Source organism: Desulfocicer niacini, assembly GCF_054657595.1.
The window spans coordinates 32748-57927 of record NZ_BAAHYK010000003.1 but is presented as its reverse complement, the minus strand read 5'-3'; the positions used below and the strand labels follow the sequence as shown (position 1 = coordinate 57927).

The following is a 25180-nucleotide window of genomic DNA, read 5'->3' as shown; positions in this document are numbered from 1 at the left end:
TCACAATTGGTGAACCAACGGGGTCAGGGTTGTGTTATTGTGCTTTTTACAATTATCTGTGTTCCAGCGCCAATAACACAAGCCTGCCCCCCACCCCAAAGTGGCCCATGTTATGAGCAAGCCCGATTTTTATCCCATGAACTGCTACTATTGACACATAACAAGGGCTCATATATTCTTATTCAGACAGGCAAATACCGATCACAACACCGGCAACCATTGACACCAGTTGCGGCTGTGGGGGGCAGGCCTTAAAAACAGGCATAAAAAAAACTGAAACATCGGGGATGAAAGGAAAATAAAATGCAAAAAAAAGATCACCTCGAACTGCTCTGTGATGCCGGAGAAATGTTTGCCCTTCTTTCCGGGGTTTCAGACACGAAAGAAATCTTACAGCGGTGCGTACGTCTTGTGGCAAAACACCTGAAAGCGGAGGTGTGCTCCATTTATCTGCTTGAAACCCGACAACAGGAACTTGTACTCCGGGCCACCACAGGTCTAAATCCGGATTCAGTGGATGTGGTTAAAATGAAGGTGGGCGAAGGGCTTGTGGGAAAAGCCATGGAAACCATGGAAATTATCCTGGAAGATCATGCCAGCCTGAATCCTGATTTTAAATATTTTCCCAGTGCCAGAGAAGAAGCCTTTGAATGTTTCCTGGCCATTCCCATATTAAAGGGAGCTCGGGGAATCGGAGTCATGGTTGTCCAGCGCCAAGCCAACCGCCATTTTTCCCATGATGAGGCCATGGTGTTGCGCTCCATTGCCTCCCAACTGGCCATGCTCATTCAAAATGCAAGGATACTGCTGGGTGTCAAAGAAAACGACTCCCTCCAAAAACATCCCCACTCCCCGCCGGTTTTTGATGAAGAACAGGAGCTTCCACGAATCATTCAGGCCCGGGTGGCATCCCGGGGAACGGCCATGGGAAAAGCCATGCTGGCCCGGCAAAATCCCATACTTGACATGCTCCGAAGTAATCAGAATATCATGGATGATCCTTCCCGAGGTATCGTTGCCCTGGAAGATGCCATTGCGCGGACCATCAGCCAGATCGAATCCCTGGAAAAGGAGATATCCCAACGTATCCCGGAAGCTGTCAGTCTTATTTTTGATGCCCACATCATGATATTAAAGGACAAGGGGTTTTCCGTAAAAATGAAGGAACTCACCAGACAGGGACAGTCTGCCCTATCTTCGGTGGTCAATGTTGCCCGTAAATATATGAACCTGTTTGGTTCAAGCCAGGACACCTATCTCCAGGAAAAAGTGGCGGATGTGGAAGACATTGCCGTACGCCTCATTGAAAATCTGATGCAAACCAGCCAGGAAGGCAACCCAAGCCATGAAGATAAAATATTAATTGCCCGGGATCTGCTGCCATCGGCAGCAGTGCGGTTTGCCATGCAGGGGGTTGCCGGCATTATTCTCACCGGGGGCGGTATCACCTCCCATGCGGCCATTCTTGCCCGCTCCCTGGGGCTTCCCATGCTCATCACCGAACACCTGGATCTGCTCTCCATCACCGGAAATCCTTCCATTATCATGGATGCCGAAGTGGGCAATATTTATTTTAATCCAAATCCAGAAATTGAAGCCAAATTTCATAAATCCATGGCAGCCGATCCCCTGCCCGGTGAAATTCCCCACAAAGAGACCCGCACCGCAGATGGCACACCCATTTCACTCATGGTCAACATCAATTTACTGGGAGAACTGGATTCCGCTGTTCGACTCAATGCATTTGGGGTTGGTCTCTATCGATCGGAATTTCCCTTTCTGGTGAGAAGTAATTTCCCATCGGATGCAGAGCAGACACGGGTGTATGATATTCTTCTGTCAAAAATGGCAGGAAAACAGGTGACCATCAGAACCCTGGATGTGGGGGGCGATAAAATGCTGGGCTACTTTGACAATGCCGGAGAAGCCAACCCAGAACTGGGGCTTCGCTCCATCCGGTTTACCTTTAAATACCCTGATATTATGGCCCAGCAGATACGGGCCATCCTCAGGGCTGCAGCCAAAGCGGACCCGGTCACCGAGGTGAGAATCATGTTTCCCATGGTCTCCTCCCTGGATGAATTTAAAAGGGCAAAACAGATGGTGATGAACTGTTACGAAGAATTAAACAATTCAGACACAAAACACCCGCCCGGAACAATAAAAAACACCGGTCTTACAAAACTTCCCCGCATCGGCATGATGCTGGAACTGCCATCGGTGGTGGAAATCATTGATGATCTTGCAGCGGAGGCGGATTTTTTTTCCATCGGTACAAACGATTTTGTCCAGTATATGCTGGCCGCCGATCGCACCAACGACCGGGTGGCTGACTATTATACCCCACATCATCCCGCTGTATTAAGGGCTTTAAACCGCATTGCAACGGCCGTCACCAGTGCTGGAAAGGACATTTCCGTGTGTGGTGAAATGGCCAAGGAAAAGGCCTTTATTCCATTTTTTATCGGTATCGGCATCCGAAAACTCAGCGTCAACCAGCATTTTCTCTATGCTGTGCAGCAATACATCAACCAATGGACCGTTCTTGATGCACAAAGATATGCGGAACAGCTTCTGAAGCAGACCAGCGAAAACAGTATTGCAAGACTTTTGGCCCGCTGACAAAACAGACATCATGCCTACCATTATAATATCTTTAAATTCGGTCACTTAACCCGGACAACCGGTAATTTGTTCTATTGTTGTTCAACGCAATTTCCACGGCCCTCCGGGAACCCACCAAAATAACAAGGTGCTTTCCCCGGGTCATGGCCGTATACAGAAGATTTCGCTGGAGCAGAGGATAATGCATGGTGGTGATGGCAATAACCACCGCAGAATATTCCGACCCCTGGGATTTATGCACGGACACCGCATAGGCCAGGGTCAGTTCGTCCAGTTCCATGATATCGTAATCCACCAGCCGCCCGTCATAATCCACCACCAGACGGTTCTCCGATGATATCACCTCATCCACCACGCCGATGTCACCGTTAAACACATCCTTCTGATAGTTATTTTTAAGGTGCATTACCTTATCACCGGTCTTAAAAATCATGCCACCGGCATTTATTCCCCCAGGGGTTTTGTTCAGCACTGACTGAAGCTGCTGATTTAAATTAATGGTACCGGCCTCTCCTTTATGCATGGGGGTCAGCACCTGTATTTCATCCACATGGGAAAAGGCTTTTTTAATTCTGCCATGGCAGAGCTCTAGAATGGTTTTCACCACCCGGTCGGGATCATTGTTTTCAATGAAATAAAATTCTGACAGGGCTTTATCCGATTTATCTCGATCCAGACAGGGCATTTGGCCATTTCGGATGCAATGGGCATTTCTCACAATGGGGCTTTGTTCAGCCTGGCGGAAAATCCGGGTCAGGGAAAAGGTTTTCACTGCCCCTGAACGGATGATATCCGAAAGGACATTTCCCGGTCCCACCGAGGGAAGTTGAAAAATATCCCCCACCAGAATCAGTACGGAATTTATGGGAACCGCCTGGACCAGGTGATACATGAGCATGGTATCCACCATGGAAGACTCATCCACAATCATCACATCAATGTCCAGGGGATTTGTGATGTTTCTGCCAAAACTGGCATCATCGGGGTCATACAGCAAAATTCTGTGCAGGGTAAATGCTTTTTTACCCGTAACTTCGGCAAGACGCCTTGCGGCCCTGCCCGTGGGGGCCGCAAGCAGAACCTTTTGTCTCAGTTTGGTAAAAACGGCGCACACCGATCGTACCAGTGTGGTCTTGCCGGTGCCGGGACCGCCGGTGATCACCACCACCCGGTGGGTAAGAATCTGTTTCACCACGGCCATCTGCTCTTCGGAAAGTTTTAATGCCAGCCGGGTAAGGATCTCATTCTCAATGGCATCCTCATCCATTGAAACGGCAGGCGAACCAATGGTAAGCATGGCTCTGATCCGCTGGGCAATACCTTCTTCGGCCTGATGAAGCCGTTTAATGTATATTTTTTCATCGCTTTGTACGGAATCATCTTTTTGACTGTCCAACGACGCTTCAACCACAATCTCTCCACTTTTCTCAAGACCATTCAGGGCCTGGGTCAAATCGTCTTCCACGGCAGATGTCATCTGGCTGCACCGCTGCAGCAGCTGGGAAGCCGGGGCAAACACATGGCCGTCAGATTCCCATTTCAACAACAGATAGATGATACAGGCCTTGATCCGTTCGGGATCATCGCGCTTTATACCGGCGTTAAGGGCAATGGTGTCTGCCACCTCAAACCCGGCTTCGGGAATATCACGGCTGATCCAGTATGGTTTTTTTTGCAGAATATCGAAGGCTCTGGGTCCATAAAAATTAAGAATGGCAGCGGCATGGGAAATACCAATGCCGTTTTTCTGCAGAAACTGCATGACCCGGCGAACGGCATGGTGACTGTCCCAGGCTTTTGTAATATGCCCGGCCTTTGCCTTTCCTATTCCCTGGATTTCCCGGAGGCGATGGGGCTCATTCTCAATAATATCAAGGGATCTCTCCTGAAATCTCTCCACTATTTTATCGGCCATGGTTTTACCGATGCCCTTGATAATACCGGAAGCCAGATATTTTTTAATGCCACCCACCGTGGCAGGCAAAATCACCTCAAAGGATTCCACCTTGAACTGTTCGCCATATTTTACATGGGTAATCCAGGTGCCCTCCAGGGAAAGGGTTTCCCCCTGGGCCACCCCTGCCATGTGTCCCACCACCACAATGGGCTCTTTTGTGCCATGGGCTTTCAGCCTGGCGATGGTATAGTGGTTTTCCGCATTGCGAAAGGTAATCCGCACCAGGGTACCTTTAATGATAATCATGATTCAGGATCACCGGTTATCATCTTCCATCACAAGCATGGCTGCGGCCATTAAATCCGGCACCACATGATCCGGAGATTGGTTCAGGGTTTGAAGTTCTTTAAGGGCCTTTTCGCCATTACCGGTCTGCACCAGTACAGCCTTATGGCAACCGGCATTGCGGGCGCACACAATATCCTTTGCACTGTCTCCCACCATCCAGGTGGTGTCGATATCAATATTATATTTTTCCCTGGCCTGGAATATCAGACCGGGAGAAGGTTTTCGACAGGAACAGTTGTCATGGGGCATGTGGGGACAGAAAAAGATATCTTTGATAGCACCACCTGCCAGACGAATAACTGAAATCATTTTGTTAAAAATGGCATCCAGTCCTTCAGGACTGACCATTTTTCGATTGATGACAGATTGATTAGTGATGATAATAATATCAAAACCATGGGCGGTCAGAAGGGCGATGGCTTCCTTACTGCCGTCAATGAAATGAAATTCATCGGGGGTTTTTATATAATCCGGGGAATCCACATTAATGACACCGTCCCGGTCAAGAAAAATGGTACAAGGCATGATGGGTCTTTATTCCGCCACGGGAAAAGCGTTGTCAACACCGGAAGACATAAGTTTCCGGCTGAAATTTTCGGCATCTTCAAGCTGGCTGAATTTTCCAACCCGAACGCGATAAAAAATTCCACGATAATCGTTATAGGTGGTGATATGGGCATTGTTATACCGGGCGGACAATTTTGCTCGGTACCTGCTGGCATTGGCCGGAATAGAAAATGCACCCACCTGAACGGTGAAATCTCCTTTCCAGTAATCCACCGGAATATAGGTTTTACTCTTTCCACCGTCATTTTTTCCCAGTGCCACAATCCTTACCGGCGCAGTTCCCGGACCCAGCACCCCAAGTTTTTTTGCTCCGGTGTGAGATAAATCAATTATTCTACCCCGGACAAATGGTCCCCTGTCATTGATGCGCACCACTATTTTTTTCCCATTGTTCATATTGGTCACCTGGACCCAAGTGTTAATGGGAAGAGTTTTATGGGCCGCAGTCATGGCGTACATATTATATGTTTCTCCATTGGCGGTTTTTCTACCATGAAATTTTTTACCATACCAGGAGGCCAAGCCCTTTTGAACAAATCCCCTGGCATGGGCCAGGGGATGATAAGTTGTTCCATTGATTTTATAGGATTTAAATGTTCCCGATTGACCTGGTTTCTGGCCGGGGCTTTCCCCCGATGGACCCGTTATAACCGATCCTCCGGGTTTTCCAGGTCCGGGAACAGAGGGAGATCCACCGCAACCCCATATACCCGTAAGGGAGAATATGAAAATAAGAATATATGTGGATCTTGAAAAATTAACCATCCAGCTCCAAGGCCTGATGAATGACATCATCCATCTTGTCAGTGAAGTGAAAGGAAATAGATTGCCTGATATTCTCCGGTATATCTTCCAGATCTTTCTCATTCCACAGGGGCAGGATAAGATTTTTAATACCGGAGCGGCTGGCCGCAATAACTTTTTCCTTGATACCTCCCACGGGCAGGACTTCTCCTCTAAGGGTTATTTCACCTGTCATGGCCAGCCTGGCCTTCACCTTTCTACCGGTAACAAGGGAAGTTAAAGCCGTGAGCATGGTCACTCCGGCGGAAGGGCCATCCTTAGGTATGGCACCGGCCGGTACGTGTATATGTATATCGTGGGTGTCAAAAAAATCTTCCGCAATCTTAAATTTATCGGCATGGGATCTGATATAACTCATGGCCGTGTGGGCGGATTCCTTCATGACATCGCCCAACTGTCCGGTTAGCATCAATCCCTTGCTGCCCTTCATGGCCGTGGCCTCCACAAATAAAATATCCCCGCCAACGGGGGTCCACGCAAGCCCCACAACCACACCTGGCACATTGATATTGGTACCGTTTTCCACCATATTTCTAATGGGACCCAGGTATTCATGGAGATCATTTTTACCCACAGAAATTTTTTCCGCCTCACCCTGGGCGATCTTGCTTGCCACGCCCCGACACACGGAACCAATTTCTCTTTCAAGATTTCTCAATCCTGATTCCCGGGTATATCCTGAAATAATACGCTGTAATGCAACTTTACTGATGGTGATGTCTGAGGCTTTTAATCCATTGGCAATGCGCTGCCGGGGCAAAAGATACTTGGTAGCTATTTTTAATTTTTCTTCTTCTGTATACCCACTCAGCTCCAGCACCTCCATGCGATCCAGCAAAGGAGCAGGAATGGTATGAAGGACGTTTGCGGTGGTCAGAAAAATAACATCTGTCAAATCAAAGGGAACATCCAGATAATGATCGGTGAACGAATAATTCTGTTCCGGGTCCAGAACTTCAAGAAGCGCACTGGAGGGATCTCCATGATAGGAGGAGTTGACCTTGTCAATTTCATCGAGCATGAACACCGGATTACTTTTTCCTGCCCGGCGAATCTCCTGGATAATTCTTCCGGGCATGGCCCCCACATAGGTGCGTCGGTGGCCACGGATTTCGGCTTCATCCCGAATACCACCCAGGGCAATACGAACAAATTTACGCCCAAGAGATCTGGCGATGGACTTACCAAGGGAGGTTTTACCCGTACCCGGAGGGCCTGAAAAGCAGAGAATGGGACCCTTGGAATCATTTTTAAGTTTTCGTACTGCCAGGTATTCAAGGATTCTTTTTTTGGGCTTTTCCAGACCATAATGGTCCTGATCCAGAATCTTCCGTGCGGCTTTTATATCCATCTTATCTTTGGACTTTTCCGCCCAGGGAAGGGAAGTAAGCCAATCAAGGTAGGTGGATGCCACCACATATTCAGAAGAGGACGGATGCATGCGAGACAACCTTGTCACCTCACGTTCCGCCTCTTTTTGGGCTCCTTCCGGCAATTTCTTGGAGGCTATTTTTTTACGATATTCTTCAATTTCAACGCTTTCATCATCGCTTTCCCCCAACTCTTCCCGAATGGCTTTCAATTGCTGGCGCAGATAATACTCCCGCTGGCGTTTATCCATATCCTCCTTGACCTGAGTCTGTATTTTGGAACCCATTTCAAGAATTTCCAACTGGTCATTCACAAGTCGGGTAACCTTGGTCAATCTTGCCTTTACATCCAGAATTTCAAGCACTTTCTGTTTTTCAACGATGGGGGCATTGATGGTAGATGCCACCATATCAGCCAGAACATCGGGCTCCCGTATGGATTTGACCATGCCACCGATCTCGGCCGGTAATCCCGGAGACAGAGATACTATCTTTTCATATTGATCCACCACATTGGACATCAGTGCCCGGGTTTCTTTATCGTCGCTGATATTCCTGCTCTCCACCATTTCAATCTTTGCCTGAATATAAGGTTTACCTTCTATATATTCAGTCACCTTGAATCGGCTCAAGCCCTGAATCAACAGCTGTGCCTTGTTATCCTCCATTTTTGCCATTTTTAATATAATGGCCACGGTACCAATTTTATGCAGATCCTTTGAAGAATGGCGTGAAGATACATCGGAACGTTTTGATAACAGCACCCCTAACATTCTGTCCCCTGCCATGGTTTCATCTATAAGCTTGATGGCCTCATCCTGCATGATCACAAGGGGAAGCACCATTTTAGGAAACAGATTGGTATCCACAATGGGTAAAACGGGAAGGATCTCCGGTATATGATCTGGATTTACATTCACTGAAGACTTAAGTTCACTCATGGGAAATTCCTATGCATTATGCTTTTATCTGTATGATATTTCAACTGTTTCTGTTCGTTCCACGGGAAGCTTTGCAAGGCTGATTTCAAGAAAACCATTGGCGTATGTCGCTGAAACATTATTAACATCAATCAGCGTGGGCAGATAAAGTATCCGCTCAAATCTGCCAAACTGAATTTCAGCAAGTCTGAAAGTGGCCGGGTGTTCCGGTGGTTTTCGACATCGACTCCCCGATATCTTGACAGCCTTGTTGCTTACCTGAATGGTTATATCATCTTTTTCAACACCTGAAATTTCAGCTTGAATGGTGATATAATACCTGGACTCAAATATGTCCATCTGGGGTTTCCAGATACGCTTTGAAAGGCAGAACATGGGATTAATGGAGTGAAACATATCCTGTCCCTCTTTTTCTCCCCGTGAAGAACGATCAAAATCCTCGCCAAAGATAATTTCTAAATATTCCATTACAGAAAACTCCTGAAGCTGTGTTGATTTGAATGAACACTGCAATTAAAAACAGGCAGTTAATGGATAAAAGAATACCACCGGGCTTCCTGCTTGTAAAGCAGGAATAATAAGTCGTTAAAAGGATTGGTAATAAGAATTTAAACTTAAACATCAAGTATAGAATAAAACCTTAATCAAATGCCTGACAGAGCTCTATAATGTTTTTTTATTATCGTCAAGCCCCGTAGATTCCGGATTCCAATTTTTTATCCCCCTCACCAGACAAACATAGGCTGCCAGGTTTAATAGAAAAGATATATAACAAACGGTATTGATCCCCCAATTATGCCATATCATTCCACCGCAAACAGCCCCTATCACCCGCCCCAGTCCTGCTGCACCGAAAAACAGAGACATCATGGTGGCCCTGGCACCGGGAACCAACTCCGTGCACATGGAAATAAAAGACACAATGGTGAATTCAAAAAGAAAAAAAAGAACGAAAAGTGAACCTAAGGCTGCCCCGGCCCAGTATTCAGACAAAGGAATAAGTAAATATGCCAGGGAACACAAAAAAACACCATATTTCACGGCCCGTTTCAATCCCATACGGTCTGCAAGAAGAGCTGTTCCCACAGAACCACAAAGCTCTCCCACACCGATAACAGCCGTACCAAGACCCAGGTCCACCACTGAAAAATGAAACAGTTTTTCCAACCATGCTCCATAAATAACAAAAAGATTATCATTGGCAAAACTGACGAAAAAAGCAAATCCCATGGCACCAATAGCCCGGGGATTTTTCATCAATTCTGCCATGGATAATAAAAATGGCGTATTTTCAACCCTGGATGTTTTTTTATTAGAATCATCTTTTATATACAGCATGACCATGCACAGACAGATTACACCACTGCCTGCCAGAACCCAAAAAGGGGACTGCCATCCCAGCCTGGCAATAATAAGGCCTGCCAGGGGTATTCCCACAAGGGTTGCCACAGACCAGCTGATCTCAAGCACCCCCACCACAAAACCCCTGCGTTTATAATTCACCCGGGTACCCACATAGGCCTGAATGGCAGGATCAAAAAGATTTTTACCAAGCCCGCTTAAAAACATGGCCAGTACAAAGCTGTAATAGAAAGGTAGACACCCCGCCAACATCATGCCGCTGACCATAATAGCAAGGCCCATAATCATCATGGGTTTATAACCGGTGCGATCACCAAAACGGGAGGTGAAAAGACCTATTAGAGCTGTTGCCTGATTCAGGGCAATCACCGATGTCACATCTGTGAGGGGAACCCCAAGTCCCCTGCTTATAACCGCGGCAAAGGGATATATAAATCGGTTGGCGGTGTTTATAACAGAACGACTTGCAAAGGCTGCCAGCAGTGTCCCCAGAATTTTATGTTTATGTTTATGTTTATCCATGTCTATTTCCCTTTGCCGGGATTGGCTTTAACGGGTTTGGTTAACCCATCTACCACGTCATAAATTCTGAGCCAATGAAATCAAGCCTGAAAACGGCCAAAAATTTCAAAGACAACTTCTTCAGGGGTTTTTCCAGAGGTTGATATTTGCGTAAAATCACCATAAGCAGACTCTCGCTCCTTCATTAATTCTTCAATGCGCTGCAAGGGATTGGCAGTTTCAAGCAAAGGTCTTTTTATGGCAGAAGGTTTTGAAACACGACTAAAAATTTCCTGTGCAGTGGCAACCAGACAGAAAACATGCCCCTTTTCATTCAATGCTGCTTTATTGACTGGGTTCAACATAACCCCCCCGCCGGTGGAAATAACAAAACCTTCTTTTTGTGAAAGTTCAAGAGCCATCTCGGATTCAAGTTTACGGAAGACCGCCTCTCCTTTTTCACGAAAGATATCGGCAACAGACATTTGAGCTTTTTTAACAATCAGTTCATCCGTGTCAACAAAGGTATAGCTTAATTGTTCTGCTAAAAGTTTACCAACGGTGGTTTTTCCCGTTGCCATGAATCCTGTTAATATAAGGTTGGGCCTGGACATTTTTAACAATAGACTCCTTTGGAGGTTGATTGAATGATATCGTTTTTAAAAAAAAACTCGATGATCCCGGTTTTTTACCTTAATAACACCTGGGCCGGGGGAGCCGAGGGAGGGTAAAGAACAGGACCATCGAGTTAGAGATAAATCAGCTTTATCTTAAATACAATTTAAAACAATAAATTATTCATCAGCAGCCAGTTTTTTAAGCTGGGCATATTTTGCATTTACTTCTTCTTCAATCTTGGCTTTCAGTCGTTCGGACTCTGCCGGGAAAGATCTTGACAGGGCAGCAAAACGGTTTTCACCGGCCAGGAATTCCTGGAGGGTTCCGTCAGGAGCCTTGGAGTCCAGAATAAAGGGATTTTTGCCTTCGGCCTTGAGCAGGGGATTATACCTATACATGGGCCAGAATCCTGAATCCACCGCCAGCTTGGTTTCCAGTTGGGTTTTTCCCATACCCTTGCGGATACCCTGATTAATACAGGGGGCGTAACAGATGATCAGAGATGGTCCATTGTAACTTTCCGCTTCAATAAAAGCCTTCATCAACTGCTGCTTGGAGGCACCCATGGCAACGGAAGCCACATAAACATAACCATAACTCATGGCCATGGCACCCAGATCTTTTTTGCCGATTTTTTTACCGGATGCCGCATATTTAGCTATGGCACCTGTGGGGGTTGCCTTGGAGGACTGGCCACCGGTGTTGGAGTAAACCTCTGTGTCCATGACGAGGATATTTATATCATCTCCAGAGGCAAGCACATGGTCCACTCCGCCAAATCCAATGTCATAGGCCCAGCCATCACCACCAAAAATCCAGTGGGATTTTTTGGTGAACAGGTTCTTATCCCTTGCAATGTCATCAAGGATATCAATACCGGTATTCCCGGCGAGCAATGCCTTAAGCTTATTTCCGTATTCCATGGACGCAGAAGCATCGGTCATACCTGAAATCCAACCAGCCATAGCGTCTTTGATATCAGAAGATATATCCGTATCAAGGGCTTTTTTCATTTTTGCAGCCAGGGCGGCTCGACGGGTATTGGTGGCCAGCATCATACCATACCCATATTCAGCAGCATCTTCAAAAAGAGAGCTTGCCCAGGCAGGTCCATGACCGTCTTTATTGGTGCAATAAGGTGCAGAAGGCGCAGAGCCTCCCCAGATGGAGGAACAGCCAGTGGCATTGGCAATGGTCATGCGTTCACCAAAAAGCTGGGTCAACACCTTTACATAGGGAGTCTCACCACATCCTGCACAGGCACCGGAGAACTCAAACAAGGGTTGAACAAACTGACTGCCTTTGACGGAATCCCTTTTACCCAGATTTTCCTTAAAGGGAACGGTGATGGAAAATTCATGGTTGGCAACTTCCGTGAGGGTCTGGCTGGCAATGGGTTTCATCACAAGGGCGGTTTCCTTGGCCGGACAGATATCCGCACAGTTTCCGCAACCCTGGCAATCCAGGGGATTGACCTGCATTCTGAACTGAAATTCTTTAAGTTCTTTGCCCTTACCTTCAATGGTGACAAAGGTTTCCGGTGCTCCTTCAAGCTCTTCTTGGGTGGCCACCACAGGAATAATGGCAGCATGGGGGCAGACAAATGCACATTGATTACACTGGATACAGTTATCCGGAATCCATTGGGGAACATTAATGGCAACACCGCGTTTTTCATACATGCTTGTGCTGTTGGGAAAGAAGCCGTCGGGGGTAAATGCACTCACTGGCAGTTCATCCCCCTTCTGGGACAGAATGGGTTTCATTACTTTCTCAACATAATCGGTTCCCACGGTACCTGATACCGGCCAGCCGGAAGCTGTTTTCCAGGAATCAGGAACGGCAATTTCAATAAGGTTATCAAGGGTCTGATCCACAGCCTCAATGTTCATATTAACAATGTGATCGCCTTTTTTGCCGTAGGTTTTCTTAATGTCAGCCTTCAAAAGTTCAATGGCTTTTTCAAAGGGAAGTACATTGGCAAGCTTAAAAAAGCAGGTCTGCATAATCATGTTGATGCGAGTGCCAAGACCAACGGCTTCACCAATTTTAACGGCATCCACATTGAAAAATTTTAATTTTTTATCTGCAATGGTCTTTTTAACATCACCGGGGATGTGCTGTTCCATTTCTTCCACGGACCAGGGAGAATTCAGCAGAAAGGTGCCACCGTCTTTTATCCCCTGAAGCACATCGTATATTTCAACATAGTTTGATTTATGCACAGCCACAAAATCGGGTTCAGTTATGAGATATGTGGATTTGATGGGTACATCGCCAAATCTAAGGTGGGAAATGGTGATACCACCTGATTTCTTTGAATCATAGGCAAAATAACCCTGGGCATACTTATCGGTGTTGTCGCCGATTATTTTAATGGCGCTCTGGTTGGCACCAACCGTACCATCTGAGCCAAGGCCCCAGAATTTAGCACTCACCGTACCTTCCGGTGCCGGGTTAAAATCAATTACTGGTTCCAGGGAAGAATAGGTGACATCATCCTTGATACCAACTGTGAAATGATTTTTTGGGCCCACGGATTTCATATTGTCAAAAACAGCTTTGATCATGGAGGGGTTGAATTCTTTGGAACCAAGTCCATACCTGCCACCCACAATTCTGGGACCTTCGCCCTTTTCCATGAAAGCAGTGCAGACATCCATGTACAGCGGATCACCAAGTGCACCAGGCTCTTTTGTTCTGTCAAGCACCGTCAGAGTTTCTGCCGTGGCAGGAACTGCGGCCATGAACCCTTCCACATCAAAGGGTCTATAAAGGCGTACTTTAACCACACCCACTCGTTCGCCGTTCTTGTTTAACTGTTCAACGGCCTCTTCAATAGCCTCACAGGAAGAACCCATGGACACGATAACTCTGTCAGCTTCGGGATCACCGGCATAGTCAAACAATTTATAGTTACGTCCAGTGAGCTGCCCCACCTTGTCCATGTACTTTTGAACCACATGGGGAATTTTGTTGTAAAAAGCATTGGCCGCTTCTCTGCCCTGAAAATATATATCAGGATTCTGGGCTGTACCCCGGGTATCGGGTTTTTCAGGATTCATGGCCCGGGCTTTAAATTCATTATAGGCATCCCAGTTAAAAAGCGATGCCATGTCTTCGTAATCAATCATTTCAATTTTCTGGATCTCATGGGAGGTTCTGAACCCATCATAGAAATGCATGAAGGGTACCCGACCTTCCACTGTAGCAAGGTGGGCAACCAGTGCAAGGTCCATGGCCTCCTGAACAGAACTGGATGCCAACATGGCAAATCCGGCCTGGCGGGCAGACATTACATCGGAATGATCGCCGAAAATAGAAAGGGCATGGGCGGAAAGCGCCCTTGCTGTTACATGAAACACACAGGGAAGCAGTTCACCGGAAATTTTGTACATATTGGGTATTTTCAGCAAAAGCCCCTGGGAAGCGGTGAAGGATGTGGTCAGGGCACCAGCGGACAAAGAGCCATGCACGGTTCCGGCAGCACCAGCTTCAGACTGCATCTGTTTGATTGCCAGCACCTGTCCAAAAATATTTTTTCTACCGGCCGAAGCCCAACTGTCTGCTATTTCGCCAAGGGGGCTTGAGGGGGTAATGGGGTAAATAGCTGCAACATCGCTCATTGCGTAGGCCACATGGGTTGCTGCGGTATTACCATCAATTGTCTGCATTTTGTGTTTCATGAAACCACCTTCTTTGAAAAATTAAAATCCATTGTCAAGTCTACAAATCTGTTTCAGCAATGAAAAATATCATAATATCCAACTGATATTGTGTCTCTTTAACAATCATCATTGTTGCTTAAGGTCTCAGTATATTCATCAGGTACCATGACCATTGGGAGAGGAAAAAAGCAACACAAAAATTAGTTTAATGCCTTTTTTTCTTTCAATTTGAATATATATTTTTATTCCGACCCTATTTATAATATATGAATACAAAAGTAAATAAAAATAATGGAACTTTAAAAATACCAATACCTCATATAAATTTTTATCTAAAAACATTTTCACATCAACAGCCATATATTAAAAACGTTGCCGATGTATATAATTTTATTAAATAATATTAAATGTTTTCTTCTAATAAAAAGAAAATATTTACAAATAAATATATGAATCAAAAACTACATATATACCTATATAATTATTGGTATTACCTTTTATTATTTTCATATAAAACGACTTCCAGCAAACGGCATATACGATGTATATATCTATTTCCAAGCAAATATTATACCGTATTTCATCAAATATCCGCCAGGGGTCGCCCATAAGGTCTGCCACTCTGAAAAGACTTTAGACTTGCGTTATTGATATTTTAGCTTAGCGCAACTCCATTATTAAGCAAAAGGCGGATTTTCGCCTGATATCGGTTATTTTCCGCCCGACGATATTAACAAAAGGGTTGGGTGTCCGCATGGGGGTGGGGTCATGGGAAACTTAAAAACAAACAGGACAACGAAAAACCGGATAAATAAATTTTCTGTCCGTTGCAGTAAACTTGCCCGATGTGTATATTAACCCGTTGCTCAAGATTTATTCTTTAAGGAACTTGAACATCGAGTGTTTATAACTGTTTTTCAAAAAGAATGGTATACTTTAAGAAACTATAACCAGCAATGAAAGATGCCAATTTTTTTATCTAATCGATTTTCGGAGTTGGCCGCCCCTTCTTATCAAAGCCGATCTCCAAAAAATTATCTATGAATGGAGTGTATATATGGGTTTACTATCGTCAAGCGTCTCTATATCCAGATACAGAGTGGAAGGAGATATAGAAGAACCTGTCCTTGAAACGGTCCGGAACGGGCTGACACGAAATGTTATCAGTCATATTGAAGATGAATATGCAGAAATATCCGTGGGATGGACACCAATGGAAAGTGCATTTGATCCTGATTTTGAAAAATTCACCTTCTCCTTTGGGACATATTTTATATTTTCTCTCAGGATCGATAAAAAAAGTGTTCCATCGAAAATAATTAAAAAATATGTATCCCTGGAAATTATAAAAAAATTAAAAGAAACACACCGTGATTTTCTTTCAAAAAACGAAAAAAAAGATATCAAGGATATGGTTACAGAAAAATTAATGCGCCAGATGCCGTCCACACCCAATATATATGATGTCATGTGGGATTACGAAAATGCCAGTGTTCTTTTTTTTTCCACCCAGAAGGCTGCCAACGAAGAACTTGAAACCCTGTTTAAAAAATCCTTTCAATTAACACTGATCCGTCTTTTTCCCTTTACGATGATTGAAGGATCATCCTTTCTGAAAAGTGATGAAAAAGATCTTGCTGCAAATTTAGCTTCCACTAAACTGTTGAGGTAAAAAATGTTTGATATCGCCGTATCGTACAATAAATACAAATTTCTTGGTGACGAATTTCTCACATGGGTTTGGTATCTTGTGGAAAAAAATATCAATCTTAAAACCATGGTTAACATGGAATACAATAAAATATCCCTGGAACTTGGTAACAGTATCGTACTTGAAAATTCGCTGGGAAATGAGTCCAGCGAAAAAATATCCATCAAAGGCGATGATGCGGGTCTTGAAGAGGGGACAACTGCATTAAGAAAAGGTGCTGTTGTAACGGATATGAATCTTATCCTCACAGTTGATGAAAACGAATGGAGATTTTCAATCAAAGGGGAAAGTATGAATATCACCAGTCTTAAAACCCCTGCCACAGGCAACATTGAAAGCCAAGATGACATAGAAGGTGCAGTTCTGGAAAAAATAGAACTTTATGCCATTCCCTTTAAAGTTATTGACACCCTTTTTGATAACTTTATTAAAAAAAGAGTCTCAGATCAATGGAAGGATATTGAAATCCCTGCCATGAGACAATGGATTGCACTGTAAGACAAGAGATGTTTATAAAGTGTTCATAAAAAAGGAGTTATGAACACTTTATGTAAACAGGTATAGAAACAACCTGTTATGAACAGATAAGAAACATTTATTTAAACATAGATATTGAGATATATTTATATAAAATTCAATGAATTATATATTCAACAAACTTATTAACACCCTTTATTATGAATTATTAAAAAAATGAATATTTAAAAAACGGAAGACATAAAAGCATTCCCACTTTTATTTTCCAGAGCTCAGTTAAAGATTAGAATCAGACGTGAGTGATTGGCACCATCGGAGATAATGCCACTTAATAGGGCAATTGGGTTCAGGCTTGGATTACGGATATTATCGATAGTCTTTTGGGTTAGCCCCGGCATTGCTCTTTAAAGCCAATACCCTGTTTTCGCAAAATCGGCAAAAAAACTTGAACATCGAGTTAAACACCTGTGTTTAAAGCGTCTGATAAAAAATATATTGAAAAAAATCAACAAGATGATATAATATTCCATTTGGATAAATGTATTGGATTTTGTGTGAAACTTTTACTTTGGGTATTAAAATGAAATTTTCAGCAGATAGAAAAACACTAAGTGGGGCGCTAGCCCGGGTCCAGGGTATAACAGGCCGTAAAACTAACCTGAGTATTACGTCGGATGTCCTTATCAGAGCAGAGGGATCGGAACTGATTATAACTGCCAACGACCTTGAAACTGTTTTTTGTGGTACCTATGAAGCTGATGTTGAATCAGAGGGCATGATTTCCATCAATTCAAAGAAAATTTTTGAAATAATAAAAGAGTATCCAGACACACAATTTCCTGTAAATGAAATAGAAAACAGGTGGGTTGAGATTGGAAAAGACAATATTCAATATCACATTGTTTCTTCAGACTGTGAAAACTTTCCGGAAACACCGATCATTGAAAATATTTCATTTGTTGAAGTCGATTCTATTCAATTTAAAAAAATGGTTGATGTGGCATCTGTTATTGGTTTTTCCCCGGATGAAAAACGAATTTATGTTCTAGGAACCCTGCTTGAAAAAATAACGGAAGAAGACGGAAATAAACTCAGAATGGTGTCAACGGATTCCAGGCGGCTTAACAGTATTGATATTCCTTATGCCGGCCAGTTCAATATCCCAGAAGATACCATTATAATTCCTAAAAAAGGCCTTTCAGAACTGTCAAAATTCATTGATAATACGGGTAGCATTCAGATCGGTGTAAAAGACAATCATTTCATTGCCAGAAAAGAAAATGAAATGGTGATGATAAAACTCCTTTCAGGGGATTATCCGGATTATAGACGTGTGTTAAATACCGAATCTTTTACCCCCATTGAAATTGACAGAAACATGTTTTTTCTGATGATGAAACGTATGTCCATCCTGGTTTCAGAGGATTATAAAAGTGTTATTTTTAATTTCATGGAAAACAAACTGGTGGTGACCATCACCAACCCGGAAATTGGTGAGTCCAAAGAAGAATTCCCCATATCATACAACGGAGAACCCTTTGAGAGCGCCTTTAATCCTAAATTCTTCATTGATGCAATCAACGTCATTAAAAATGACACTATAACCCTTCATGTCAAAGACAGTAGAAATCCCTGCGTGGTTCAGGGTAGTGATGATACGCAATTGATCTGTGCTATTATGGCAATGTCGGTCTGATAAACGGGATGATCATGGAAAAAAATAATTTGATACAAGATTACGGTGCTGAAAATATAAAAATCCTTGAAGGGCTTGAAGCCGTTCGCAAAAGACCTTCCATGTATATTGGTAATGTGGGAATGGAAGGTCTACATCATCTGGTATATGAGGTGGTTGACAACAGTATTGATGAAGCTATGGCTGGTCATTGTGATACCATTACCGTGCGTATTCATCCTAATATGCAGGTAAGCGTAGAAGATAATGGACGTGGTATCCCCGTTGGCATGCATGAGCAGGAACATATCCCCGCTGCTGAAGTAGTTATGACCAAACTTCATGCCGGTGGAAAATTTGATAAAGATTCCTACAAAGTTTCAGGCGGCCTCCACGGTGTGGGGATTTCCGTTGTAAATGCCCTTTCCGACAAGCTTGAAATGGAAGTATACAAAGATGGTAAAATTTATTTTCAGGAATATTCAAAGGGTGCCAAACAATGTGAGTTATCCATCATCGGTGATACGGATAAAAGGGGGACAAAAATAACCTTTTTTCCTGATTTTACCATAATGAACGAGAATGATTTTCAGTATGAAAAACTCTCCCGAAGACTTAGGGAGCTGGCTTTTTTAAACAGAGGCGTCCGCATTATTATTGAAGATGAACGTTCTGCAGACAAGGATGATTTCTGCTACGAAGGTGGCCTGGTTTCCTTTGTTGAATATCTTAATCGAAATAATACGCCCCTGCATCCTCCCATCCACATTGAAGGGGATAAAAATGATGTCCAGGTGGATGTTTCCATCCAGTACAACGAAACCTTTAAAGAAAAGCTGTATTCCTTTGCCAATAATATAAATACCATTGAAGGTGGTTTTCACCTTTCCGGTTTTAAAGGTGCACTTACACGAACATTGAACACCTATGCCACCTCTGGTAATCTTCCCAAAAATATGAAGAATATTAAAATTGGCGGAGATGATGTGCGAGAGGGCCTGACAGCCGTTATAAGTGTTAAAATCATGGACCCCCAGTTTGAAGGTCAAACAAAGACAAAACTGGGTAACAGCGATGTAAAGGGAATTGTGGAATCCCTGGTTAATGAAAAACTGGCTCTTTTCCTTGAAGAAAATCCGTCTGTTGCCAAAAAAATACTCATGAAAGCCGTGGATGCGGCCAGGGCCAGGGATGCCGCCAAGCGGGCTAGGGAACTTGCCAGGAAAAAAGGCACTTTGCTTGATTCTACTCTGCCGGGTAAACTGGCAGAATGTCAATTTGCCGATCCCAAGGAGCGGGAACTGTTTCTGGTGGAGGGAGACTCTGCAGGGGGCAGTGCCAAGCAGGGTCGTGATCGTCGATTCCAGGCCATTTTACCCCTTAAAGGTAAAATCCTCAACGTGGAAAAAGCCCGTTTTGACAAAATATTAAGAAGTGATGAAATAAAAAATGTGTTCACCGTTCTTGGTACGGGTGCTGGTAAAGAAGAGTATGACATTGAAAAACTTCGGTATCACAAGGTTGTTATCATGACCGATGCCGACGTGGATGGTTCACACATTAGAACTCTCTTGCTCACCTTTTTTTATAGACAGATGCCTGAACTTGTCACCAAGGGTTACCTTTACATTGCACAACCCCCCCTGTTTCGGGTGGGAAAAGGCAAAAGTGGCATCTACCTTAAAGATGAACCGGAATACAGGGATTATCTGGTAAAACGAATATGTGCCAATAAAGATGTCTACATCGATGGCCAGGAAACACCCCTTGAAGAGGAACAGTTATACGTATTTTTAAGGGAACTTGCAGAGTATCACAGTGCTGTAGAACGTCTTCAAAGAAGAGAATTTGATATAGAACTTCTGCATATTCTCATTAAAGAAGGCGTCAGTGACAAGTTTTTTCTGGAAGACAGGGAAAAAATGGACCAGCTTAAAAATATGCTGGAAACATCTCAATACGACACCGGAGACATTGAATTTAATGAGGTGTTTAATATCCATGAGATGGATATTCCAGGCAAAATAATCAATAACAATGAGGAATATTCCCAGAATATATCCAAGGCACTTCCCATCCGGGTAGGTAAAGAGCTTATCTCCACCATTGATTATAAAATCATGCTGAAAAAACAAGGAAACATTGAGCTCTTTGACTGTCCTCCCTTTCATGTATTTACAAAAGGTTCCACTGAAAATGGAAAGGATTTTTCAGATAAGCTTGAATTTTTCACCCACATGATGTCCGAAGCGAAAAAGGGAATAAATATACAGCGATACAAAGGTCTGGGGGAAATGAATCCAGATCAGCTGTGGGAAACCACTATGGATCCTGAAAAAAGGGTGATGCTCCAGGTAACGGTTGACGATGCCGAAAAAGCCGATGAAATTTTTTCTTTGCTCATGGGAGAAGAGGTGGAACCCCGGCGAAATTTTATCCAGACCAATGCCCTTGAGGTCTCTTCTCTGGATTATTAAGGGAATGGACGCGTTCCCATTTTTCTATTCGCAAGCTTCATAGCGATGGGGGTCAGACTGATGTCTATAACAAAAGTCTGCCCCCTTCCCGTTATATCTCAATATAAAAAAGCTTGAACATCGAGTAAAAGATCAATTCTTTTTGCTTTGGTATTGATCCATGTCTCCCAACGGAAGCTCATATCCATGTGCCTGGTAGAGGGCATTAATTTTTAACAGATCGCCTTTTAAATCGTCACTGGGAATAATCTGTCCCACCCAGCAGGTTTTCCTATTTTTATTGTCAAGAAACCAGCAGATGACAGGTACCTGGGCAGCCCTTGCAATATTCCAAAAACCCGTGCGTATCCGTCTGGTTTTTTTCCGGGTGCCCTCTGGTACCAGGGCAAGAACAAACTCATCATTTTTATGATATTCCTCGGCAATACTTGCCACAAATCCATGGGCTTTATTCCTGTGAACCGGAACACCTCCAAGATTTTTAAGAAGTATGGACATGGGCCAAAAAAACCAATCTGCTTTGACCAGCAATTTTGCATTGATGCGACAAATTTTTATATAGGTAAGTGCTCTTACCGTGTCCATGTTAGCGGTGTGAGGAAAACCGATTACCACGGATTTCTTGGCCCAGTAAGAAGGTAAACCATCATAGGTCCAGCCCATTAAGTGGTAAATTAATTTACCGCACATACTTAAAAAAGAACTCATAGAGGGATTATCCTTCATATTGTTTCATGTCTATTTCCTGCAATGCCTTTCTCATCTGACGTACTGCCTGTCGAAGACGTTCTTCATTTTCCACCAAGGCCAGACGTACATATCCTTCGCCTTCTTCACTGAACCCAACCCCTGGAGAAACTGCCACATTGGCTCGGTTCATCATTTCAATGGCAAATTGCATGGAACCCATTTTACGGTAGGGTTCGGGTATTTTAATCCAGGCAAACATACCGGCTCCAGGCCAGTCAACATCCCATCCCATGCGCTCCAGACCACTGCAAAGTGTGTCTCTCCTTGCCTGATACAAAGCCACCTGTTCTGGAATAACTTCATCGCAGTCCCGCAGGGCAATGATGCCGGCGATTTGAATGGCAGAGAAGATACCATAGTCAAAATAGCCTTTTATTTTACTCAGGCCTGCTATGATTTCAGGATTACCCACACAATAGCCCAATCGCCATCCGGCCATGTTGTAGGATTTGGAAAAAGAACCAAATTCAACCCCCACATCCCTTGCACCGGGTACTTCCAGAAAGCTTGGGGCCTTGTATCCGTCAAAGGTTATCTGGGAGTATGCAAAGTCATGGATAACCATGAAGTTAAATCGTTTGGCCAGGGCTACGATTTCTTTGAAAAGATTAATATCTCCAAGAGTTGCTGTGGGATTATGGGGATAATTAAGCATCAACACCTTGGGTGTGGGATAAAAAGATTCACAGATGGTCACGATGCGTTTTAAAAATGATTCCGGGGGAGACAGAGGCACCCGGACCACATTGGCCCCGGCAATGACGGCTGCATAAATATGAATGGGAAAAGCCGGTGCCGGAACCAGTACGGAATCCCCAGGCCCCAGAAGAGTTAGGCACAGGTGGGAAATACCTTCTTTGGAACCAATGGTCATCAGGGTTTCTTTATCCGCATCAATGTCAACATTATAATGACGTTTATAGTAAAGAGAAATTTCCCGTTTCAGATTTTTCATGCCCGAAGACACCGGATAACGATGGGTTTTCGGATCCCTAGCCACTTCAATAAGCTTTTCAATGACATTGTCAGGGGTGGGGTCAACGGGATTGCCCATACCTAGATCAATAACATCATCTCCTCGACGTCTTTTTTCCATTTTTATCTGATTAATCATGCCAAACAGATAGGGTGGCAGTTGGTCCATACGACTGGCAAATCGTATAATATTATTTTTTTCCATTAAAAAGACTCCTGTAATTTCAAGTAAATAAACTGTAAAATTGTATTGCTTTAACACACCGTCCTGAAAAATCCACAATAATTTTATCAGCCCAATGCCACATCCAGTGTCATCATGATGGCAAATCCCACCATGACACCAATGGTGGCCGCATCACTGTGGGTATCGGATTTTCCTTCCGGTATCAACTCTTCGGCCACCACATAAATCATGGCACCGGCGGCAAAGGCAAGTGCATAGGGTAAAACAGGGCGCATGAAAATAACTGTGGCAGCACCCACAACACCTGCAATGGGTTCCACCACACCAGACATCTGTCCATAAAAAAAGGCTCGGGATTTGCTTAATCCTTCCCGTCTGAGTGGAACAGACACCGCTGCCCCTTCAGGTAAATTTTGAATTCCAATACCAATGGCTAATGCTATAGCTCCCACCAGAGTGGCAGAGGGAAGTCCTGCTGCTGCCGCCCCGAAGGCAACTCCCACGGCAAGCCCTTCGGGTATATTGTGCAAGGTAATGGCAAGTACCAGAAGTACGCTTCTCTGCCAACTGGTTTTGATACCCTCGGCATTTTCCATTTTCATACCCATGTGAAGATGGGGCAGGGTTTTATCCACAGCCCATAGAAAAAATCCACCGGATAAGAATCCTATAAGCGGCGGAACCCATGGAACCATATCCATGGATTCAGCCAAATCAATGGAGGGGGCTAAAAGAGACCAGAAACTGGCGGCAATCATCACCCCTGATGCAAATCCCAACATACTATTGAATAGGTTTTTTTTAATGTTGGTGAAAAAGAAAACCATGGCAGCACCCAATGCTGTCAATGCCCAGGTAAAACAGGTTCCTAGAAATGCCTGTGTAACGGGTCCCATTTGTTGAAACCATTCCATTGATATTCTCCTTTATTTTTTGAGGGGTGGTTAAAACATATCTAGCTATATAGGTAAGGGGCAATGGTTTTGGCCTACCCGATGTTACGGGTAAACCATGTGGTGACCAAATCCAAGTTTGTCATGAATGGACGGTGTTTTCAATATTAACCTTAAACTCAAAAGGTTTTGTTATCCGAATTGTGTATTTGCAAAAACGAAGTCAGGCTATAAATAAAGATGAATTTGTTTTTTATGGGTATGTATATTTTTTTATATATATTCTTTTATTTAATAATAAATAATAAGCAATGTCTAAAATTCTATTAAGATTGTATATTACTGTAATATAAGCATATTATTCTATATTGGGTGTTTAAAACAATGCTTATATAAATGTTTATAAGCCATACTTTTTGTATGGGTTTAAAAAAAATGTTCATAATATGCCTTTTATAAACATTTTATAGACACCATTAATTTGATAACTCAAGTGTTGATATTTATGCATTCATGAGTTGTCCAGATTGTGTTTTTATCAAGTGGTTATGTTTCAATGCAAATTTTAATAAAAGTTTTACCCTTCTCTGATTAAGTGTTGAACCGAGAAAATGCGAATGCACCCCTCAGACTTGCCTTATTATTATTTTTGCTATAGTTTGATGAATGCTGAAAAAAATTGTATGATAAATAATAAATGAATCGGAGATAAGATATTGAAACCCCAGGAAATAGAAGACTTAAGTTTTAAAATGATAGACAAAGAGGCTGGTGCCCATGGATTTGATGAAAAGCATTGGCAGGTGGTCAGACGAATGGTGCATACCTCTGCGGATTTTGAATATATAAAAACGGTCCATTTTCATCAGGACGCGCTCCTGTCAGGAATAACAGCAATTCAAAATGGCTGTACCATCTTTACGGATACCAATATGGCCCGGGTGGGTATTCGAAAGGGTGAAATTTTAGGGTTTGGCGGTGAAGTGAAGTGTATGATTGCCGATGAAGATGTGGCAAAAACAGCAAAGGAAAAGGGCGTAACCCGGGCACTGGCCGCCGTGGATAAAGCCTGTGAAAAAATGGACGGTGCCATATATGTGGTGGGAAATGCTCCTACAGCCCTTTTGCGTCTCATTGAACTTATAAGGAAAAATAAGATAAAGCCAGCTCTTATTGTGGGGTTGCCCGTGGGATTTGTTAATGCGGCAGAATCCAAAGCGGATCTGATGATCCTGGATTTTCCACATATTTCCAACAGGGGACGAAAAGGTGGCTCCAATGTGGCCGCCAGCATCATCAATGCCATGGCTATCATGGCGGCAAAAAAATAGGAC

Annotated in this window: 17 protein-coding genes; 6 read left to right on the top strand and 11 right to left on the bottom strand. The window is 43.7% G+C overall.

From position 1 onward, the window contains the following. Window positions 1-303: 303 nt before the first annotated feature. Entirely contained in the window at window positions 304-2622 is a 2319-nt protein-coding gene (gene ptsP, locus ACYQ2M_RS02195) for a phosphoenolpyruvate--protein phosphotransferase (protein ID WP_459914672.1), read from the top strand. Between the two features lie 34 nt (window positions 2623-2656). On the opposite strand, the gene recD2 is transcribed toward ptsP, so the two are convergent. The 8 genes from recD2 to nifJ all read right to left on the bottom strand — a co-directional run bounded on the left by recD2 (window position 2657) and on the right by nifJ (window position 14719). Further along, entirely contained in the window at window positions 2657-4828 is a 2172-nt protein-coding gene (recD2, locus tag ACYQ2M_RS02190; RefSeq protein ID WP_459914671.1) for an SF1B family DNA helicase RecD2, read from the bottom strand. Between the two features lie 9 nt (window positions 4829-4837). Then, window positions 4838-5395, bottom strand: a complete 558-nt coding sequence (gene gmhB, locus ACYQ2M_RS02185) for a D-glycero-beta-D-manno-heptose 1,7-bisphosphate 7-phosphatase (protein WP_459914670.1) — start codon at window positions 5393-5395, stop codon at window positions 4838-4840. A gap of 9 nt (window positions 5396-5404) precedes the next feature. Next, entirely contained in the window at window positions 5405-6202 is a 798-nt protein-coding gene (locus ACYQ2M_RS02180; RefSeq protein ID WP_459914669.1) for a septal ring lytic transglycosylase RlpA family protein, read from the bottom strand. Continuing rightward, complete coding sequence (gene lon, locus ACYQ2M_RS02175; RefSeq protein WP_459914668.1) at window positions 6195-8552, bottom strand: endopeptidase La; 2358 nt, start codon at window positions 8550-8552, stop codon at window positions 6195-6197. Before lon ends, ACYQ2M_RS02180 begins: the two co-directional genes overlap by 8 nt. Window positions 8553-8576: 24 nt before the next feature. Continuing rightward, a complete protein-coding gene (locus ACYQ2M_RS02170; protein WP_459914667.1) occupies window positions 8577-9020 on the bottom strand; it encodes an Hsp20/alpha crystallin family protein in 444 nt (147 codons plus the stop codon). 195 nt (window positions 9021-9215) lie between these two features. Next, window positions 9216-10436: an MFS transporter gene (locus ACYQ2M_RS02165; RefSeq protein WP_459914666.1), complete on the bottom strand. Its 1221-nt coding sequence runs from the start codon at window positions 10434-10436 to the stop codon at window positions 9216-9218. 80 nt (window positions 10437-10516) lie between these two features. Continuing rightward, entirely contained in the window at window positions 10517-10996 is a 480-nt protein-coding gene (locus tag ACYQ2M_RS02160) for a shikimate kinase (RefSeq protein ID WP_459914665.1), read from the bottom strand. A 213-nt stretch (window positions 10997-11209) separates the two neighbouring features. Next, a complete protein-coding gene (gene nifJ, locus ACYQ2M_RS02155; protein WP_459914664.1) occupies window positions 11210-14719 on the bottom strand; it encodes a pyruvate:ferredoxin (flavodoxin) oxidoreductase in 3510 nt (1169 codons plus the stop codon). Window positions 14720-15758: 1039 nt separating this feature from the next. Here nifJ and rdgC point away from each other — a divergent pair. The 4 genes from rdgC (at window position 15759) to gyrB (ending at window position 21041) form a co-directional block, all read left to right on the top strand. Beyond that, a complete protein-coding gene (gene rdgC / locus ACYQ2M_RS02150; protein ID WP_459914663.1) occupies window positions 15759-16373 on the top strand; it encodes a recombination-associated protein RdgC in 615 nt (204 codons plus the stop codon). A 3-nt stretch (window positions 16374-16376) separates the two neighbouring features. After that, window positions 16377-16910: a hypothetical protein gene (locus ACYQ2M_RS02145; RefSeq protein WP_459914662.1), complete on the top strand. Its 534-nt coding sequence runs from the start codon at window positions 16377-16379 to the stop codon at window positions 16908-16910. A gap of 559 nt (window positions 16911-17469) precedes the next feature. Then, window positions 17470-18585 carry a DNA polymerase III subunit beta gene (dnaN, locus tag ACYQ2M_RS02140; RefSeq protein ID WP_459914661.1) on the top strand — a complete coding sequence of 372 codons (1116 nt, stop codon included), beginning with the start codon at window positions 17470-17472 and terminating at the stop codon, window positions 18583-18585. Between the two features lie 14 nt (window positions 18586-18599). Beyond that, window positions 18600-21041, top strand: coding sequence for a DNA topoisomerase (ATP-hydrolyzing) subunit B (gene gyrB, locus ACYQ2M_RS02135; RefSeq protein WP_459914660.1), 2442 nt, complete (start codon window positions 18600-18602; stop codon window positions 21039-21041). Between the two features lie 132 nt (window positions 21042-21173). Here gyrB and ACYQ2M_RS02130 read toward each other — a convergent pair whose 3' ends face one another. From ACYQ2M_RS02130 to ACYQ2M_RS02120, 3 genes are all read right to left on the bottom strand, one after another. Then, the gene (locus ACYQ2M_RS02130) at window positions 21174-21749 is read right to left on the bottom strand and encodes a 1-acyl-sn-glycerol-3-phosphate acyltransferase (protein ID WP_459914659.1); all 576 of its coding nucleotides are present in this window, start codon (window positions 21747-21749) and stop codon (window positions 21174-21176) included. Window positions 21750-21756: 7 nt separating this feature from the next. After that, window positions 21757-22971 (bottom strand): aminotransferase class I/II-fold pyridoxal phosphate-dependent enzyme, encoded by a 1215-nt coding sequence (locus ACYQ2M_RS02125; RefSeq protein WP_459914658.1) that lies wholly within the window; start codon window positions 22969-22971, stop codon window positions 21757-21759. An 86-nt stretch (window positions 22972-23057) separates the two neighbouring features. After that, window positions 23058-23867: a ZIP family metal transporter gene (locus ACYQ2M_RS02120; protein WP_459914657.1), complete on the bottom strand. Its 810-nt coding sequence runs from the start codon at window positions 23865-23867 to the stop codon at window positions 23058-23060. Window positions 23868-24562: 695 nt separating this feature from the next. Here ACYQ2M_RS02120 and ACYQ2M_RS02115 point away from each other — a divergent pair. Then, a complete protein-coding gene (locus ACYQ2M_RS02115) occupies window positions 24563-25177 on the top strand; it encodes a precorrin-8X methylmutase (protein ID WP_459914656.1) in 615 nt (204 codons plus the stop codon). Window positions 25178-25180: the final 3 nt, after the last annotated feature.